Below are 17,669 nucleotides of genomic sequence, written 5' to 3' on the forward strand. Positions count from 1 at the left end.
ACACCGCTCTGAACAGGCGCAACGCGCCGTCTGTTGTCGTCGCAGGCCGCAGTGTCCATAGGGGGGAAAGGGCGAAGGTGGCGCAAGCTGTGCTTGGGTGACCGGGCCCGGTTCGTCGCGCCAAACCGGGATGCCGTGCTGGGCATCGGTCCGAAATGGACGATGGCCCCGGAGGGGGGGCCATCGTCTGGTCATCAGGGGCGGCGAACAGGCCGCAGCACGTTCCGTCAGGAGGTCAGCGGAACCCGTGCTGCCGGTATGGTTTCCCGTCCGCCTTGCCTGATGGTCAGGTCAGCGCCTCGGCGCGCGCGGCGTCCCACACGGCGCAAAGCTGTTGGAAATTGCCGCTCATCTCGGCCACGGCTTCACCGTCGGTGATATGGCCTGCCATCCAATTGCGGGCTGCATTTCCAAAGATGGTACGACCCACGGCAAAGCCCTTGACCAGCGGCTGCCGCGCCGCCAGCGCAAAGCTTGCGGCCAGCTCGTCCTGCGGGGCATCCAGACCCAGCACAACGATACCACGCGTGCGGGGATCATTGCGGGTGATCGCATCGACGGCCTGTTGCCAGGCGTCTTCGGTCTTGAACGGCTCAAGCTTCCACCAATCGGGGAAGATACCCGCGTCATAGAACCGCTGGATGATAAGCGGCGTGGTTTCGGCGACGACCTCTCCGACTTTCGAGGGGATAACCTCGAGCAGGAATTCAAGGTTGTTGCGCCGGGCCGCCGCATGCAGCCGTTCGATGGTAGACAGATGATCCGCCCACATCGCGTCGTCGTCATCGGGGTGGCAGAAACACAGTGCCTTGACGACGTGATCACGCGGCCATTCGCCAAGACCGCCGAAATCGGGGCCAAGCTGCGGTTCATAACGCAACGGGCGCGAACCCGGCCATTCCACGGGCCGGCCGACCCACAATCCGGTGCCGGTCGCCTTGTATAGCGCGTCGCGCCCAAGACGTCCGTCGCACAGGATTCCATAGCCATCGCCGCCGTCCTTGACCTGCAGCGCGGCGTCCAGGCACAGCTCTTTGAACCGCCCGATCTTGTCGGGGGTCGCGCCGTCCATTTCTTCCATCTGGCTGCGATGGTCGAAGGCAAAGACGCGCATCTCGGACCAATCGCCGGATCGGTTCGTTGCCCAATGCACCTGCTCCAGTTCCGCGTCATGGCGCAAATCGGCCCGTTTGATCCCGCGCTCAAGGAAAAACTGAAGCTCTTCCCAGCTGGGATAGGCGGGCGTACAGCCATGGCGGCTGACCGCAAAGGCCCCACACGCATTGGCGTATTTAAGAGCGGTCGGCCAGTTTTCACCGTCCAGCCAGCCCCGCAACAGGCCGGACATGAAACCGTCACCCGCGCCCAGAACGTTGAAGACCTCGATCGGGAAACCCGGTCCGGTCTGGCCTTCGTCGAACGTGTCCGGAATGTCGCCTTCAAAGGCCACAGCACCGGCCGCGCCGCGTTTGCAGACCAGCGTCGCACCCGATACCGCACGCACCGCGCGCAGGGCGGCGATGGTGTCTGTGGTGCCACCTGCGATGTGGAACTCTTCTTCGGTGCCGACGATCAGGTCGAACAGATGCAGCGTCGATTGCAGCTTGGCCGTTACCGCCGCGCTTTCCACAAAGCGGCTTTCGCCCTCGCCATGACCGGCCACGCCCCAAAGGTTGGGGCGATAGTCGATATCCAGCGCCGTCTGCATCCCCGCCTCGCGCGCGACCTGCAGCGCCTTGAGCGTTGCCGCCTCGACCTGCGGGTGGCTGAGATGGGTTCCGGTCGCCACCACGGCACGGGCCCGGCGGATGAAATCGGGGTCGATATCATCTTCGGTCAGGCCCATGTCGGCACAGTTCTCGCGGTAGAAAATCAGCGGGAACTGTTCCTGGTCACGGATTCCCAACAGCACCAGGGCCGTCAGGCGGTCGGGGTCTGTCTTGACCCCGTCCGTGTTCACGCCCTCGCGGGCAAGCTGTTCGCGGATGAACCGGCCCATATGTTCGTCACCGACGCCGGTGATCACAGCCGATTTCAGACCCAGCCGCGCCGTACCGCAGGCGATATTGGTCGGCGAGCCGCCAATATACTTGTCGAACGCGCCCATATCTTCAAGACGGCCGCCAATCTGCGCGCCGTAAAGGTCGACCGAGGACCGGCCGATCGTGATCAGATCAAGCTTTTCAGACATCTTCCAACCTCACGGGCTGACCGGTCTGTGCGGACCGGGTTGCGGCTTCGGCCATGGCCAGCGCGGTGATGCCGTCGTCCAGCGTGACGGGCAGCGCACCGCCACCGTTGACCGCGTCGACAAATGCGCCCCATTCGGCGGCATAGGACGGCATGTAGCGTTCCAGGAAGAAATAGGTGGGCTTGGCCCCGGTCACACCGGCGGTCGTGGACTTGACGACGGTGTTTTCCAGCATGTTCTGCGCTTGCAGCAGACCATCCGAGCCCAACAGCTCGACCCGCTGGTCATAGCCATACACAGCGCGGCGCGAGTTCTTGATGACGCAGATGCGGCCATCGGCATAGGTCATCGTCACGACGGCGGTGTCCACATCGCCTGCCTGACCGATTTCGGCGTCAACGATGGACGACCCGGTCGCAGCAATCGATACCGGGGCTTCGCCCATCATAAAGTTGGCCATGTCGAAATCATGGATCATCATGTCCCGGAACAGGCCGCCCGACACCTTGATATAGGCAACCGGCGGCGGGGCCGGATCGAACGAGGTGATCGACAGCAGCTCGGGCTTGCCGATCTCGCCTGCGGTCAGTGCCGCCTGCATCGCCGAGAAGTTCGGGTCAAACCGGCGGTTGAAACCGATCATGACGGGTTTACCGGTCTTGGCCGCGGCCTCGCGGCAGGCGCGCGCGCGCTCCAGGCTCAGGTCGACGGGCTTTTCGCACAGCACGGCCTTGCCAGCGGCGGTGGCGGCCTCGATCAGGTCGGAATGGGTGTCCGTCGAGGTGGCGACCAGTACCGCGTCGATGCTGTCATCGGCGATGATCTCTTCGGTCGTGCGCGCCGTGCTGCCGTACTGATCGGCCAGTTTTTGCGCGTTCTCAGGGTAGAAATCCGACACAGCAGCAAGCGTGCTGCCCGGGTTCGATGTGATTGCAGTTGCATGCACGCCAGCGATGCGACCTGCACCAAGAAGTCCGACTTTCAACATGGGTTTGGTCTTTCTGTAGGAGTTAAAGTGTAAAGGCAGAGCGGAAAGCCGCCAGGGCGTCTTCCGGGTCATCTTTTGCGAAGGCTTCCATGCCGACCGGCCCGTCATAGCCCATATCGGCCAGCGCGCGTGCGATCATGGGCCAGTTCATCTCGCCCGTGCCCGGCTCGCAACGGCCGGGGTTGTCAGCAACCTGAACCTCTCCGATCCACGGCAAGCAGGCTTGTGCATGGCGGATCACGTCGCCCTCGCCGACCTGCGTGTGATAAAGGTCAAGGTTGATCCGCAGTTGCGGGCGATCAACGGCTGCGACCAAAGACAGAACGTCGGTGGTCGAATTGAACGGACAACCGGGATGTTCGCGCAGGTTCAGGTTTTCTAGCGTGAACACCACGCCTTCTTCCTCGGCCATGTCGCAGATGCGGTTCAGCGTGTCACGGGCGTGCAGCCACATGCCCGGCGCCACGTGGGCCAGTTGCTGGATCGGCAGGCCCTGGTCGCCCAGACCCGTGCCATGCAGGTTCAGCCGGTGCACCCCAAGGCGCTTGCCGACCTGCGCGGTCTCGCGCGCGGATTTCAACAGCATGTCCGCGCCTTCGGCATCGGCCAGGCGGCCTTCGAGATAACCGTTCATGATGGTAAAGGTCGCGCCGGTCTTTTCCAGCGCGTCAATGTCCCATTCCGGCCAGTTCCAAAGACCAACGCCGAACCCCATTTCTTGCAGGCGCGCCGCGCGCCATGCGATGGGTTTGTCCTGCCAGAGCATTTCGGCACATGCCGCGAGTTGAAAGCTCATTTTTCAGATATCCTGTGGTTTGTAGTCAAAAGGTGCAACGGGCATCACGCCCTGCAAAAGCGAAACAGATTTCTCAAGCCCACGCGCGTCGTATGCGTCCTTATAGGCCCGCTGCGCCGAAGCGTTCCCAAGCAGGCCCGCAAGATCGAAATGCGGTGCCGTGGACCAGCCGCAGGTATTGACCTCGATGCCGTCAATGCCCGTGCGCGCGGCATTGTCCAGCACGGCGTCCAGATCCATCCCTCCAAGGCTGTCAGAGACAAGGCCCAGTTTCATGCCGCCACCTCGCATTGCCCGGCATAAAAGTCCGGTTTGGTCATCAGCGTGATCGGTTCCTTGCCGCCGGACGCCAACGCCCGGACGCCCGCCTCGGCCACGATGGCGGCGCAATAACCGTCCCAGCAGCTTGATGCAATATCCGGGAAACGCCCGGTTTCGGCAAACTTCGGAAATGCGCGATTCTGGCGCACATAGGCCTCGTGATAGCGACCGTGGCAATCAGCGTCACAGCGCCGCATGAACCCAAGCATCACGAATGGCCGCCCCGCAGCGATACAGGCGCGCGACAAGGGGGCGTGGGTGAAATCAGGCGAGGCGACGACTACGGCGTCCACATCTGAACGCGCAATCGTCGCCTCGGGGTCGCTGGCGACATCCTTCGCACCGAAGGTGTCTGCGACCCGTTTCGCGCGGGCTGCGTCCATGTCACAAACGACATGAAGCTCCGCGCGGGGGAGTTCCCGGGAAATAATTCTTGCGTGGTCCTCTCCCATGAGGCCCGCGCCGATGATGGCCAGTCGAGTCATCATTCGATCTCCCTGCGTTCGGTCGGTCAGTGGCCGACCGTACTCCTCTTAAATTCGTCCGTATGGCTTCGGCGGGATTTCCTCGCCGAAACTGAATTCAGCTGGCCGGTGGTGGCGGATACCCTTCGTGGGTTCCATATACCCCTCGGTATTCGCTTCGAGATCGGCCATGGATTTACCACCTGCCATCAGGTCCGCGATTTCGACAAGGTTGAGTTGAAAAACGGACCGACCGGCAGATCAGCTTGGGCCAATGAAACGCCATTGCCAGACGCATGAAACAGCGCCTGATCCACAATCGGCCACGCGCTTGCGGTATTGGTGCCGCGACCCCCCTGACTGTTGCGTTTACATTTGTCCATTTGCCCTCCCCATATGCCGAAGGCTCGAATCTCGGATGTGAGCCATCAACTCATCCCTCATGCGATGTTGACAGGTTACGTTTCAACAGCAATTCTAAAGATGACATCAAATCGTATCAAAAAATGCCACTGTCGCGGAAAATGAGATGAAATGACATGAGACGACCCACGATCCCCGACCTAGCCGATGCCGCGGGCGTTTCAGTCTCGACAGTCAATCGCGTACTGAAGCAGGCGGATGCGGTGCGTGAACCGACCCGTGAAAGAGTGCTGCGCGCCGCCGAGGACATCGGGTTCTACGGGCTGGGCACGATCGAGCATGCCGTCAAATCAGCGCGAAGCACGCACCGTTTCGGCGTTCTGCTGCAACGCGGGGCGCGCACCTTTTACCGCAATCTCGGAGAGGCCATTACCGAAATTGCCGCAGATTATCCGGGCGGGACAATCGAACTTACCCTGGAATATCTTGAGGACCTGTCGCCGGAAAAGGTCGCCGCCCATATCGAAGATCTGGGCGCGCGGTCCGATGCGCTGGCGATTGTTGCGCCTCAGCATTCGCTGGTCGCCGATGCAATCGACAACGTATTGGACGCGGGCGTCCCCGTTGTCTCGCTCATCGGTCCGCTGACCGCGCGGGGCAACATCAGCTTTGTCGGGCTGGACAATTGGAAGGTCGGACGAACGGCGGCCTGGGCCTTTGACAAGATGGTACGAAACCCCGGCAAGATCGGCATTCTTGTCGGCAGTCACCGCCTGCGTAACCAAGAGATGAACGAAAGCGGGTTCCGGTCATATTTCCGCGAACACAACAGCGACTTCACCCTGCTAGAGCCGCTGGCGACCTATGAATCGGCAGCCGTCGCGCGGGAACATGTCGAAAACATGCTGAAAGACCATCCCGACTTGTGCGGATTGTACGTTTCTGGTGGTGGTGTCACCGGTGCGATTGGCGCCCTGCGGGATACGCCAAAACGCGACGACTTTGTCGCTGTCGGTTATGAACTGTTCGACGACACGCGCGCGGCCCTCATTGACGGCACGCTGTCGCTGGTCATTTCGCATCCGATGGAGCGTTTTGCGCGCGAGACCATCGCAACCATGCTGAAGTCAAAAGAGGCAGGACAGGATGCGGGCGTCCGGCGCGTGACATTCGGGTTCGACATCTACACCCCGGAAAGCATCTGACCCCAAAAGGCGCACCCTGCCGACGCCGATGGCGGCAGGGTGCGCTCGGTATTCAGGTCCAATCTGCCCGGCCGTGCCCTGGGATCGAATCCGGGTCGGCTCAGTCCGCGCCATGGGCTACGTCATGAGCAGTAACCAGCCGTTTTTGCACAAGGATGATTGCAGCCACGATCGCCAGTCCGATTGCGTCCGTTGTCCACCCGCCCGCAATCATTGTCAGTCCGGCAACAAGCAGGGCGACCCGAACCAATGTCCCGGCATGCCCCATGAACCACCCCTGAACGGCGCAGGACAGCAGATAGACACCAATTGCGGCGGTGATAGCGACGTGCACGATTTCGAACCACGTTCCATCCAGCAGCATCGCGGGCGAAAAGAAGAACATGTAGGGCACGACAAATGCCGCCAGACCAATCCGGAAGCTTTCGACACTTGTCCTGATGGGGTCGGACCCCGCAAGCGCCGAACCCGCATAGGCCGCCAATGCAACCGGCGGGGTGATGGCGGACATCACGGCGAAATAGAAGATGAACAGATGCGCCACCAGCGGCTCGACCCCAAGGTTGATCACGCCGGGCGCGATGACACTGGCCGCAACGGCATAGGCCGCCGTGGTCGGCATCCCCATCCCAAGGATGATCGAGACCACCATGGCAAAGAACAGGGCAAGGATCTGGCTCTGGTCGGCCAAGGTCAGCAGAACGGTCGAGAACCGCGACCCGATACCGGTCAGGGCGATAACGCCCACGATAATCCCGGCCGTTGCGCAGACCGCCACCAGTTGCAGGACCATCCGCGCGCCCACGTCCAGGGCATGAAACAACCGCTTGGGTCCCATCGCATGCGGGGTCAGCCAGGACACGACGGCGGCCGTCACCATGGCCAGCGTGCCGCAGCGGATGACCGAATATCCCATGAACAAGGCCGTGATCAGCACGACGATCGGGCTGAACAGGTAAACCTGTTTCAGCAGCGCATCGAGCTTGGGCAGCATGTCACGGGGCAAGCCCTTCATGTTGGCCTTTTTCGCCGCGAGATCGACCATGAAATAGACCGAGATAAAGTAGATGATGGCCGGGATGATCGCAGCATAGACGATCTGCATGTAGGCGATGCCGGTAATCTCGGCCATGATGAACGCCCCTGCCCCCATGATCGGCGGCATGATCTGCCCGCCGGTCGAGGCCGCGGCCTCGACCGAGGCCGAGGTCTGGGGTTTGTAGCCCACCTTTTTCATCATCGGAATCGTCAGCGACCCGGTGGCCACCACGTTTCCTGCCGAGGTGCCGTTGATCATGCCCATCAGGCCGGATGCAAAAATTGCCACCTTGGCCGGGCCACCGCGCCGATGCCCTGCGGCGGCGAATGCGAGGTTCACGAAATACTCGCCGACGCGGGTCGCTTGCAGGAACGCCGCAAAGATCACGAACAGGATGATGTAGGTCGACGAGATCGCGATTGGTGCGGACAGGATGCCATTGTCGGTGAAGATATACGAAAAGAACCGTTTCGCATCATATCCGCGATGTTCAAAAATGCCGGGCAGCCACGGGCCAAGAAAGGCATAGGCGACAAAAACCGACGCGATGATCACAAGCGCAAGACCGGCAAGGCGGCGTGTCAGCTCGATGATCAGCAGCATGCCGGTGACGGCGGCCCACATGTCGCCGGGCAAGGCCATCGGCATACCGGCACGCAGCTGCAACTGACGGGCAAAGAAGATCAGATATGCAATGGCCGTCAGCGAGGCCAGCGCCAGAAGGGCATCACCGACCGAAAACCGGTCGCGGTCGCGGTCGGGAAACAGCCAGCCATGGACGATTGCCAGTGCCGTGCCCACCGTCAAAGGAATGCCAAAGGTGGACATCGCCCATTTCGGCGGCAGCGCCACACCCATCAGCGTGCCATTGATCCAGACCGCCAGAACCCCGGCAAAGCCATAAAACACCCCAAGCCCGGCAATGACCAAAAGCGCCGTGGACAGCGGCGATTTCCGCTCGGGCCCCGGCGCACCAAAGGTCGTGGCCCCGTAAAGAAGATACCCAAGGATCAACCCGCCGCCGACATGGCACAGGCGATACGCCCAGGTCTCGAGCGGATAGACGTTCATCACCAGCAGGTGAAAGACCGAATACCCAACGCACATCCCCGAGATGATCCAGTTCCGATAGCCCGAGAAATCGCGCTGATTGGCGGAAAGAGGCTCTTCGTCGACCTTGGATGCGGCTGTTTCAAAGTCGATCTCAAGATCGTCGGTGCCGGCCTGCTCTGCGGGTTTGTTGGGATGATCTGTCATACTCGGGCGCTCGATTTTACAATGCTGCAGAGACAAGTCGGGCGGACCCATCACTTCGGCTCCGCCCACTTTGGTTTCAGATGTCAGGTTACTTCAGGTTGTCCGGAATCTCGTAACCGTTTTCCTCGAACCACTTCACAGCACCCGGATGGAACGGGATCACCTGGTTCTTGAGCACGTTCTCGGCCAGGGTTTCCTTGGCGGCTGCGTGGTTGGTCACCATGCGGTCATTGTTTTCCATGGCCAGCGCGGTGATTTCATAGGCCAGGCTTTCCGGCATCTCCTGATGCGCGATGGCAAAGTTCCACAGCGACACGGTTTGCAGGTCGTCGGGCTGATCCTCATAGGTATTGGCCGGGATCGTGAACGGAGCCATGGCCGGTACGATTTCCATCATCTTGGCCAGGGTTTCTTCATCCATCGAGATGAACCGCACGTCGTTCTCGACCGCCAGCTGCGCATACGCGCCCGTCGGCAGACCCGCGGCATAGACGAATGCGTCAATCAGCCCATCCTTGAGCTGACCCGCCGTGTCCGAGCCGCCAGCGTTGGAAATGACCACGCCGTCATAGCCCTCGGCGTTTTCGAAAAAGCGGGTCCAGTAGGTCGCCGATGTCCCGCCTGCGGGTCCAACGCCAACGCGCTTGCCCGCCATGTCCTGAAAGCTGGAGATGTCCGTGCTTGCCAGAACAGCGGCTTGCAGCGGCGTCTGGTACATCGGGAACAGCGCGCGCACGTTTTCATGCGGCACACCCGGCATCAGCGGGCTTTCGCCTTTGCGGGCTTCGTCCGCGGGGCCAAGCGTCACAAAGCCAAGCTGATGTTCCCCGGTTTCGACCAGCGTGACGTTTTGCACCGGGCCACCGGTGATTTCGGCACCGGCATTGATGTCCAGGTTTTCGCTGATCATCGCACCGAAACCGCTGCCATATCCGAAATAGGTTCCCCCCTGGCTGCCGGTTCCGATCGTGATGCTGTCGGGCCATCCTTCGCGATCCTGTGCGACTGCCGGCAACGCGGCAACGGTGGCAACTGCCATAGCGGCAATAGTGCTGAATTTCATTGGGCCTCTCCTCCAAAAACTCCCCTTGGGACGTCACGCGATACGTGCGTTTCCCGATAGATTTACAATGAAATGGACCGATTTGCGACTCAACGCGCTACAGAATATATTCAAAATTGATATAATCAGGCCGAGGCCTCGATTTCGGGCAGATGTGCCTCCAAAAGGCCCATGAACCGGTCGCGCACAGGGTCACGCGCGCCGCGCGCCCAGGCCGACGCCAGCATCAGCTTGGACAGGGTTGCCCCCTTTGACGTCCGCAACGGTACAAAACACACGCCGGGCACGGCCAGGCGCGAGGTCCAGCGCGGCACGATGGCAAGCCCGGCGCCGACGGCGACAAGATTGACAATGGTCTGCTTCTCTTCGGCGACCTGGGCGATCCGGGCCGTCAAGCCTGCATCCAGAAACAGCTTGATCGTCAGGTCATGCGAATGCGGGCGCGACCGGCGGTCGGGCACAATCAGCGGTTCGTCCGCAAGATCGGTGATGTCAATTTCGTCCCGGCCTGCAAGGGCGTGGTTTTCCGGCAGGGCAACCACGGCCGTTTCAAAAAACAACGTTCGAAAGATGATCTTGGGATCGCGCATATCCGGTGGGCGGCAGAAAACAATGTCGAGACTGCCACTGAGAAGTTTTGGCAGCAGGTGAATTGTCTTTTGTTCGACGATCTGTATTTCCAGGTCCACATTTTCACGCCGTATGATCCCCAGCAATTGCGGGATCAGCCCGGCCGCGGCACTGTCGATGGCGCCTACGCGCAACGCTGTGGCCCCCGAGCTGCGCACATTGCGGGCGCGGGCCTCCAACTGGTCGGCCTGGGCCACCAGGACGCGCGCCTCTTCAAGGATCGCGCTTCCCATCTCGCTCAGGGAAACGCTGCGCGTCGTTCTGATAAACAGCTGCGCGCCAAGCCGGTCTTCCAGGTTTTTGATCTGCCGCCCCAGCGTTGCCGGCAAGATGTCCAGCGATTGCGCCGCCCGCCCGAAATGGAGCGTTTCGGCAGCAACAACAAAGCACCGCAACTGTTCGGTATCCATTTCGCGGCTTACCCCCTGATTATCGCTGAACTGTATATAATCATACTTGCCTTGAGAAGGCCAACCCCGTGGCGATAGGTTTTCCGACGAAATCAGGCATGCGGCATGGGGCACAAAAATGACAGTTCACGAAACAACTTCGAACGCAAAAACGGTTGGCGCCACCCCGAAAACCTATCGAATTGCAGCCATTCCCGCCGACGGTATCGGCCCCGAGGTCATCGCGGCCGGATTGCAAGCGCTTGAGGCGCTCGCCCGCCGTGACGGCGGGTTCAATATTGACGTGACCGAGTTCGACTGGAGCTCGGACCGATACAAGCGCACCGGGGCGCTGATGCCCGAGGATGGCCGCGACCAGGTCAAGGATTTCGATGCCATTTTCTTTGGCGCCGTCGGCGCGCCGGATGTGCCTGATCACCTGACATTGTGGGGGCTGCGCCTGCCCTTGTGCCAGGGGTTTGACCAATATGCCAACGTACGCCCGACCAAGATCCTGCCCGGTATCACCTCGCCGCTTGCCGGGGTCGGCCCTGGCGATCTGGATTGGGTGATCGTGCGCGAAAACTCCGAGGGCGAATATTCCGGTGTCGGCGGCCGCGCGCATCGCGGTTTCCCCGAAGAAGTCGCAACCGAGGTTTCAATTTTCACCCGCACCGGCGTCGAACGCATCATGCGCTATGCCTTTTCCCTGGCCCAGTCGCGCCCGCGCAAGCTGTTGACCGTGGTGACCAAATCCAATGCCCAAAGGCATGGCATGGTGATGTGGGACGAGATCGCCGAAGAGGTCAGCCGTGATTTCCCGGACGTTACCTGGGACAAGATGCTGGTGGATGCGATGACCGTGCGCATGGTCAAGGACCCGCGCAGCCTGGATACGATCGTCGCGACGAACCTGCACGCCGATATCCTGTCGGATCTGGCTGGCGCGCTGGCGGGTTCGCTGGGTGTTGCCCCCACCGGCAACATCGACCCCGAGCGGCGCTATCCCTCGATGTTCGAGCCAATTCACGGATCGGCCTTCGACATCACCGGCAAGGGTATCGCAAACCCGGTCGCCACCTTCTGGACCGCGTCGCAAATGCTTGAACATCTGGGCGAGGCAGATGCCGCCAAACGGCTTATGCGCGCAGTTGAAAAGGTCTGCGCCGAAGGCACCCTGACCCCTGACGTGGGCGGAAACGCAACCACGCAAGAGGTCACGGACGCGGTCTGCGACGCCATTCGCGGCGAAAACATCTGAGGCTTGTCAGTGTCCGGCGCCCCCGCGCCGGGGACATTGGCACAGGCATGACCACCGGCGGCAGTACGATTCTGCCGCCGGATTTGTCTTTGAACGACCGTGACTTTTCTTTGCCGTCACACAATTCGCATGACCGGCGCGTCAACGGGCAAGCTGCGGCCATTTCCGAACCCGCAAGACCTGCATGACCCAGCCCCGCATTTCAAATACACAGCGCGCCTGACGACACTCTTTTGCGCGGCAACCTGACCCTTGTCCCGTGACGGCAACTCTTGCCCGCTTGCCAACGCGCTTGGCGAGCCAACCAACCTAAGGCTTTGTTTTCGGGATATGGTGCGGTCGAGAAGACTCGAACTTCCACGGGTGTTACCCCACAGCGACCTCAACGCTGCGCGTCTACCAATTCCGCCACGACCGCACTGTCAATGACTTGGTAGAGCGGCGTATAGTCGGTGATGATGGGGATGTGAAGAGGCAAAAAACCCCGGCGATTGAAATCGGCGCCCGCGCGAATATCTGTACTGTCACCAAACCCAGCCGCGACCAGCCCGGAGACAGCGCATGACCCAGACCGACCCCCGCCCAGTGGTTCAGATCGACATTGTCTCGGACGTTGTATGCCCGTGGTGCATCATCGGGTTTCGCCAACTGGATACGGCATTGCAACAGCTTGACGTGCTGGCGCGCCTGCGATGGCATCCTTTTGAACTGAACCCAAACATGGGCCCCGATGGCCAGGACCTGCGGGGACATATGGCCGAAAAATACGGGTCGACCGACGAGCAGAGCCGCCAGGCGCGCGAACGCATCACCGCGCTTGGGGCCGAACTGGGATTTACCTTCAACTTTGGTGACAACAGCCGAATCTACAACACCTTTGCCGCGCACCAACTGCTAGACTGGGCCGAAGGGCTGGGGCGGCAGCATCCGCTGAAACTGGCGCTGTTTGAGGCCTATTTCACCGATGGCAAGGATGTGTCCGACCCCGACACCCTGCTTGGGGCCGTCAGCGCGGCGGGCCTGGACCGTGATGCCGCACAGGCGGCGCTGCAATCCGGCGCTCATGCGGCGGCGGTGCGGGACAAACAGGCCTTCTGGACCAGCCGCGGCGTTTCAGGCGTTCCGTCGATGGTTTTCGGCGGCAAATACCTGTTGACCGGGGCCCAGGGCGTGCAAACCTATGCCGAGGTTCTTCGCCGCTGCCTGTCAGAAGCAGCCTGAGACCTTTCATCGGGGCGGCAAGACCGGTAAGAGGCGATCATGGAATGGAAAATCAGTGACCAGCTGACGGATTACGACGCGGCCGTGGCCTTTATGGAGGCCCGCGTGGCCGCAATTGCCGCAGGCGAAGCCGAAGAATGCATCTGGCTTGTGGAACACCCTGCCCTTTATACGGCGGGAACCTCGGCCAAGCGCGAGGATCTGACGGACCCGGACCGCTTTCCCGTGTACCCAAGCAAGCGGGGCGGCGAATATACCTATCACGGGCCCGGACAACGGGTTGTCTATGTCATGCTTGATGTCGGCAAACGTGGCCACGACGTGCGCCGGTTTGTAAAGCAGCTGGAAGCCTGGGTTATTTCCGCCTTGTCCGAGTTCAACGTACAGGGCGAGATTCGCGACGGGCGGGTCGGTGTCTGGGTTCAGCGCAAGGACAAGCCGCTGACGGCGCTGGGGCACCCCGCCGAGGACAAGATCGCCGCGATCGGCATTCGGCTGCGGAAATGGATCAGCTTTCACGGCATTTCGATCAACGTGGAACCCGACCTGAACCATTTCACCGGGATCGTGCCATGCGGCATTCGCGACCACGGCGTCACCTCGCTGGTCGATCTGGGGCTGCCCGTGACGATGGGAGATGTGGATGTCGCCCTGCAAAAGACCTTTGCAGAGGTTTTCGACGGCCCCGATCCCTGACAAAGCGCGTGGCTTTCAAGGATTGGCCAGCTTCGCCAGAGAATCGTTTTGAGACCTTTCAGAAACAACAATCGCGCAGTGGCGCGCCTTCTGTTTCTCGATCCATTGGATCTTAACCAAGTTTCACGCGATTTGGCGTGTAATTTAGGGAAATTTCATTCAACGACCATACATCCGCCCCAGTTGCTGCTATTGTAGGATCACCATTCAGAGTGAGTGGTTTGTTAACCGGTGATCGCGGCTCGCCCGCGAAAATCGTGTAAGTGTTTGAGTACGAGTCTGCCGTTCCGACCCCATATCGGAACGGCATCTCTCGTAATCGGATGATCCTCACAACACTATTCGGCACAGCCATTGATGGGTATGCCGCGCCTCGGCGCGATGTTTTCGCTCCTGACCCGCGCAATCCGGCCAAGGCAAAGCTGGCAAACAAGATGTTGCGAATAATCACTTCAAGATAAGCGCGCAACATGCTGATATACAACTATTTACAAAAGCACGTAACGGCCTGCACGCAACACACCAATCCACGCAGTTTTCAATTCGGACCGCCGGGTCAGAGTTTGGCCCGGTCGCCCTAGCGCCGGGCCCCACCGGACCGAATACGATAGTGAGGCCCGACGTGGCCGCCCCGCGCGATCAGCTCAGCGCTGCGCGTATCTTTTCGGCATGTTCGGCAATCGCGTCGAAATCCCCCATCTTGCCGGGCGGGCGCAGGGATATATCCTCGTGCCGCGGCAGAACGTGGAAATGCAGGTGAAACACCTCTTGCCCGCCGGCGGCTTCGTTGAACTGTTGCACCGTGACACCATCGGCGTCGAATGCGGTCATGACGGCGCGCCCCAGTTTCTGGACGGTTCGGATGACCGCAGCCAGTTGGTCCGGCGAGGCATCCAGCACGTTCCGACAGGGCGTTTTTGGGATCACCAACAGGTGCCCGTCAGCGCGCGGCATGATATCCATGAAGGCCAGCGTCTCGTCATCTTCGAAAACGCGGGTCGAGGGGATTTCGTCGCGCAGGATCTTGGCGAAGATATTGTCGGGGTCATAGGCGGTCATGTGGCATCTCCGGTAATGGCGTGACAATGTTCTGCGGGTCTGTCCCCACAGGGTCAAGCCGCGATTGCGGGGCCACAGCCCGCCTCTGTTTGCGGGCATCATTGAAATCCGCGACCCTTATCCCAGATATTCGGCGCCAGACGCGCCTTTTTCGCGCCGCAGGCGCCTGCCCGCGACAATTATTCTTGATCCAGATCAAACTCGGCCATTGAAGGCGCCCCCCTTGCAATCTAAAACCAGCGTGAAACCCGCGCGCCGGAGAGGTCTGGCTGCGCGGTCTAGTTGCAACAGGAGGCACCTAATGGCAGACGCAGCCATTCATGGTCATGATCATGAAGACCAGCGCGGCTTTTTCACCCGCTGGTTCATGTCGACCAACCACAAGGACATCGGGATTCTGTACCTGATCGTCTCGGCACTTGCCGGTTTGATCTCGGTCATGATGACCGTCTACATGCGGCTTGAACTGATGCACCCCGGTGTTCAGTACATGTGCCTGGAAGGCTTCATGGCCGATCCGTGCACCCCGAACGGGCACCTGTGGAACGTGATGATCACCTATCACGGCGTTCTGATGATGTTCTTCGTGGTCATTCCCGCCCTCTTTGGCGGATTTGGCAACTATTTCATGCCGTTGCAGATCGGTGCGCCGGATATGGCGTTCCCGCGGATGAACAACCTGTCCTTCTGGCTTTATGTTGCCGGCACCTCGCTGGGCGTCGCCTCGCTGCTCAGCCCCGGCGGCAATGACCAGCTCGGGTCGGGCGTGGGTTGGGTTCTGTACCCGCCGCTGTCCACGACCGAGGGCGGCATGTCCATGGACCTTGCGATCTTTGCCGTGCACGTATCGGGCGCCTCCTCGATCCTTGGCGCGATCAACATGATCACCACCTTCCTGAACATGCGTGCCCCCGGCATGACCCTGTTCAAGGTGCCGCTGTTCAGCTGGTCGATCTTCGTCACCTCGTGGCTGATTCTGCTGTCCCTGCCGGTTCTGGCGGGCGCGATCACCATGCTGCTGATGGACCGCAACTTTGGTTTCACCTTCTTTGATCCGGCCGGTGGCGGCGACCCGATCCTGTATCAGCACATCCTGTGGTTCTTCGGCCACCCGGAAGTGTACATCGTGATCCTGCCCGGTTTCGGCATCATCAGCCACGTCATCGCGACCTTCTCGCGCAAGCCGATCTTTGGCTACCTGCCGATGGTCTGGGCGATTATCGCGATTGGTGTTCTGGGCTTTGTCGTGTGGGCGCACCACATGTACACCGTTGGCATGTCGCTGCGTCAGCAGGCGTATTTCATGCTGGCCACGATGGTCATCGCGGTTCCGACCGGTGTCAAGGTCTTCTCGTGGATCGCGACCATGTGGGGCGGTTCGATCGAGTTCAAGACGCCGATGCTGTTTGCCTTTGGCTTCCTGTTCCTGTTCACCGTTGGCGGTGTGACCGGCGTTGTACTGTCGCAGGCAGGCGTGGACCGTGCGTATCACGACACCTACTATGTGGTGGCTCACTTCCACTATGTGATGTCTCTGGGTGCGGTCTTTGCGATCTTTGCCGGCATGTATTTCTACTTCGGCAAAATGACCGGTCGTCAGTATTCCGAGTTCTGGGGCAAGGTTCACTTCTGGCTGTTCTTCATCGGCGCCAACCTGACCTTCTTCCCGCAGCACTTCCTGGGCCGTCAGGGCATGCCGCGCCGTTACATCGACTATCCCGAGGCATTCGCCCAGTGGAACTTTGTGTCGTCGATTGGTGCGTTCATCTCGTTCGCCTCGTTCCTGCTGTTCTTTGCGATCGTGATCTACGCCCTGCTGCGTGGCGCGAAGATCACCCAGAACAACTACTGGAACGAATACGCGGATACGCTGGAATGGACCCTGCCCTCGCCGCCGCCCGAACACACGTTCGAGCAGTTGCCCAAGCAAGAGGATTGGGACAAGGGCCACGCCCACTGATCCCAAGGCAAATCAAGGAAAACCCCGCCTGTTTCGGCGGGGTTTTTTCTTTGTGGGAACAGGTCCTGCACCGCTCTGAAACCGGGCGGTTATCGCCAGAACGGCAAAAATCGGGTATTGTAGTCATCCATCCGCAGCCCCGGAGGATCACCATGCCCGAAATCGATTTCTGGTTTTCCATCGGCAGCACCTACAGCTACCTGACCGTCATGCGCCTGGACGATTGGTGCAATGAACATGACGCGACGGTGCATTGGCGCCCGTTCAACGTGCGCACGGTCATGTCGCAGCAGCAGAACATCCCATTCGCCGGAAAGCCGGTGAAATCGGCGTATATGTGGCGCGACATCGAACGCCGGGCCGCCAAGTACCACATACATGCGCAGCTGCCCGCGCCCTATCCGATCTCGGATCTGGCATTGGCCAACCAGGTTGCGCTGATGGGTATGTCCGATGGATGGGGCAAGGACTTTACCCAGGCCCTGTATCGCATCTGGTTCGAAGATGGCATCGAAGCCGGGAGCGAAAGTGCCCTGTCCGAGGCGCTGTTTCGCTGTCAGCAAGACCCCCGCCCCACCCTTGCACGGGCGCGCGGTCCGGACATTCAGGCGGCGCTTGCGACCGCGACCGACACCGCAACCCGGCTGGGTGTGTTCGGCGCGCCCAGCTTTGTCGTGCGCGGAGAGGTGTTTTGGGGCGATGACCGGCTGGATGACGCCCTGTCCTGGGCCCGCGTGGGACATGTTGTCTGAGGGCTGACCATCGA

Annotated in this window: 16 protein-coding genes and 1 tRNA gene; 7 read left to right on the forward strand and 10 right to left on the reverse strand. The window is 60.7% G+C overall.

Annotation, left to right across the window (positions count from 1 at the left end):
- Positions 1 to 286: 286 nt before the first annotated feature.
- The 5 genes from ACXAG8_RS03025 to ACXAG8_RS03045 are packed head-to-tail and all read right to left on the reverse strand — an operon-like array spanning position 287 to position 4,784.
- Positions 287 to 2,191: a bifunctional 5-dehydro-2-deoxygluconokinase/5-dehydro-2-deoxyphosphogluconate aldolase gene (locus ACXAG8_RS03025; protein WP_475222020.1), complete on the reverse strand. Its 1,905-nt coding sequence runs from the start codon at positions 2,189 to 2,191 to the stop codon at positions 287 to 289.
- On the reverse strand, positions 2,184 to 3,179 hold the full coding sequence (iolG, locus tag ACXAG8_RS03030) for an inositol 2-dehydrogenase (RefSeq protein WP_475222021.1): 996 nt from the start codon (positions 3,177 to 3,179) through the stop codon (positions 2,184 to 2,186). The genes ACXAG8_RS03025 and iolG overlap by 8 nt, the downstream gene beginning before the upstream one ends.
- 22 nt (positions 3,180 to 3,201) lie before the next feature.
- Positions 3,202 to 3,975, reverse strand: coding sequence for a TIM barrel protein (locus ACXAG8_RS03035; protein WP_475222023.1), 774 nt, complete (start codon positions 3,973 to 3,975; stop codon positions 3,202 to 3,204).
- A 3-nt stretch (positions 3,976 to 3,978) separates the two neighbouring features.
- A complete protein-coding gene (locus ACXAG8_RS03040; RefSeq protein WP_475222025.1) occupies positions 3,979 to 4,251 on the reverse strand; it encodes a hypothetical protein in 273 nt (90 codons plus the stop codon).
- Positions 4,248 to 4,784 (reverse strand): Gfo/Idh/MocA family protein, encoded by a 537-nt coding sequence (locus ACXAG8_RS03045; protein WP_475222026.1) that lies wholly within the window; start codon positions 4,782 to 4,784, stop codon positions 4,248 to 4,250. Before ACXAG8_RS03045 ends, ACXAG8_RS03040 begins: the two co-directional genes overlap by 4 nt.
- Between ACXAG8_RS03045 and ACXAG8_RS03050 the strand changes: the two genes are divergently transcribed.
- Positions 4,692 to 5,060 (forward strand): hypothetical protein, encoded by a 369-nt coding sequence (locus ACXAG8_RS03050; RefSeq protein ID WP_475222430.1) that lies wholly within the window; start codon positions 4,692 to 4,694, stop codon positions 5,058 to 5,060. The two genes, ACXAG8_RS03045 and ACXAG8_RS03050, sit on opposite strands and share 93 nt — an antisense overlap.
- A gap of 239 nt (positions 5,061 to 5,299) precedes the next feature.
- Positions 5,300 to 6,328, forward strand: a complete 1,029-nt coding sequence (locus ACXAG8_RS03055; protein ID WP_475222027.1) for a LacI family DNA-binding transcriptional regulator — start codon at positions 5,300 to 5,302, stop codon at positions 6,326 to 6,328.
- 100 nt (positions 6,329 to 6,428) lie between these two features.
- Here the strand turns inward: ACXAG8_RS03055 and ACXAG8_RS03060 are convergent, their stop codons facing one another.
- From ACXAG8_RS03060 to ACXAG8_RS03070, 3 genes are all read right to left on the reverse strand, one after another.
- Positions 6,429 to 8,624 (reverse strand): TRAP transporter permease, encoded by a 2,196-nt coding sequence (locus ACXAG8_RS03060; protein WP_475222028.1) that lies wholly within the window; start codon positions 8,622 to 8,624, stop codon positions 6,429 to 6,431.
- Positions 8,625 to 8,712: 88 nt separating this feature from the next.
- The gene (locus ACXAG8_RS03065; RefSeq protein WP_475222029.1) at positions 8,713 to 9,687 is read right to left on the reverse strand and encodes a TAXI family TRAP transporter solute-binding subunit; all 975 of its coding nucleotides are present in this window, start codon (positions 9,685 to 9,687) and stop codon (positions 8,713 to 8,715) included.
- A 125-nt stretch (positions 9,688 to 9,812) separates the two neighbouring features.
- Complete coding sequence (locus ACXAG8_RS03070) at positions 9,813 to 10,727, reverse strand: LysR family transcriptional regulator (protein WP_475222030.1); 915 nt, start codon at positions 10,725 to 10,727, stop codon at positions 9,813 to 9,815.
- A gap of 118 nt (positions 10,728 to 10,845) precedes the next feature.
- Between ACXAG8_RS03070 and ACXAG8_RS03075 the strand changes: the two genes are divergently transcribed.
- The gene (locus ACXAG8_RS03075; RefSeq protein ID WP_475222032.1) at positions 10,846 to 11,967 is read left to right on the forward strand and encodes a tartrate dehydrogenase; all 1,122 of its coding nucleotides are present in this window, start codon (positions 10,846 to 10,848) and stop codon (positions 11,965 to 11,967) included.
- A 331-nt stretch (positions 11,968 to 12,298) separates the two neighbouring features.
- Here ACXAG8_RS03075 and ACXAG8_RS03080 read toward each other — a convergent pair.
- Positions 12,299 to 12,385 (reverse strand) — tRNA-Leu (locus ACXAG8_RS03080).
- Positions 12,386 to 12,528: 143 nt separating this feature from the next.
- Between ACXAG8_RS03080 and ACXAG8_RS03085 the strand changes: the two genes are divergently transcribed.
- Positions 12,529 to 13,188 (forward strand): DsbA family oxidoreductase, encoded by a 660-nt coding sequence (locus ACXAG8_RS03085; RefSeq protein ID WP_475222033.1) that lies wholly within the window; start codon positions 12,529 to 12,531, stop codon positions 13,186 to 13,188.
- A gap of 39 nt (positions 13,189 to 13,227) precedes the next feature.
- The gene (gene lipB, locus ACXAG8_RS03090) at positions 13,228 to 13,884 is read left to right on the forward strand and encodes a lipoyl(octanoyl) transferase LipB (protein ID WP_475222034.1); all 657 of its coding nucleotides are present in this window, start codon (positions 13,228 to 13,230) and stop codon (positions 13,882 to 13,884) included.
- 639 nt (positions 13,885 to 14,523) lie between these two features.
- Here lipB and ACXAG8_RS03095 read toward each other — a convergent pair.
- Positions 14,524 to 14,943: an HIT family protein gene (locus ACXAG8_RS03095; RefSeq protein ID WP_475222035.1), complete on the reverse strand. Its 420-nt coding sequence runs from the start codon at positions 14,941 to 14,943 to the stop codon at positions 14,524 to 14,526.
- Positions 14,944 to 15,244: 301 nt separating this feature from the next.
- On the opposite strand from ACXAG8_RS03095, the gene ctaD reads away from it, so the two are divergent.
- Both ctaD and ACXAG8_RS03105 read left to right on the forward strand, forming a co-directional pair.
- A complete protein-coding gene (ctaD, locus tag ACXAG8_RS03100; RefSeq protein ID WP_475222036.1) occupies positions 15,245 to 16,903 on the forward strand; it encodes a cytochrome c oxidase subunit I in 1,659 nt (552 codons plus the stop codon).
- Between the two features lie 152 nt (positions 16,904 to 17,055).
- Positions 17,056 to 17,655, forward strand: a complete 600-nt coding sequence (locus tag ACXAG8_RS03105; protein WP_475222038.1) for a DsbA family protein — start codon at positions 17,056 to 17,058, stop codon at positions 17,653 to 17,655.
- Positions 17,656 to 17,669 lie beyond the last annotated feature (14 nt).

It is taken from the genome of Ruegeria sp. ABD4_443 (assembly GCF_056160865.1).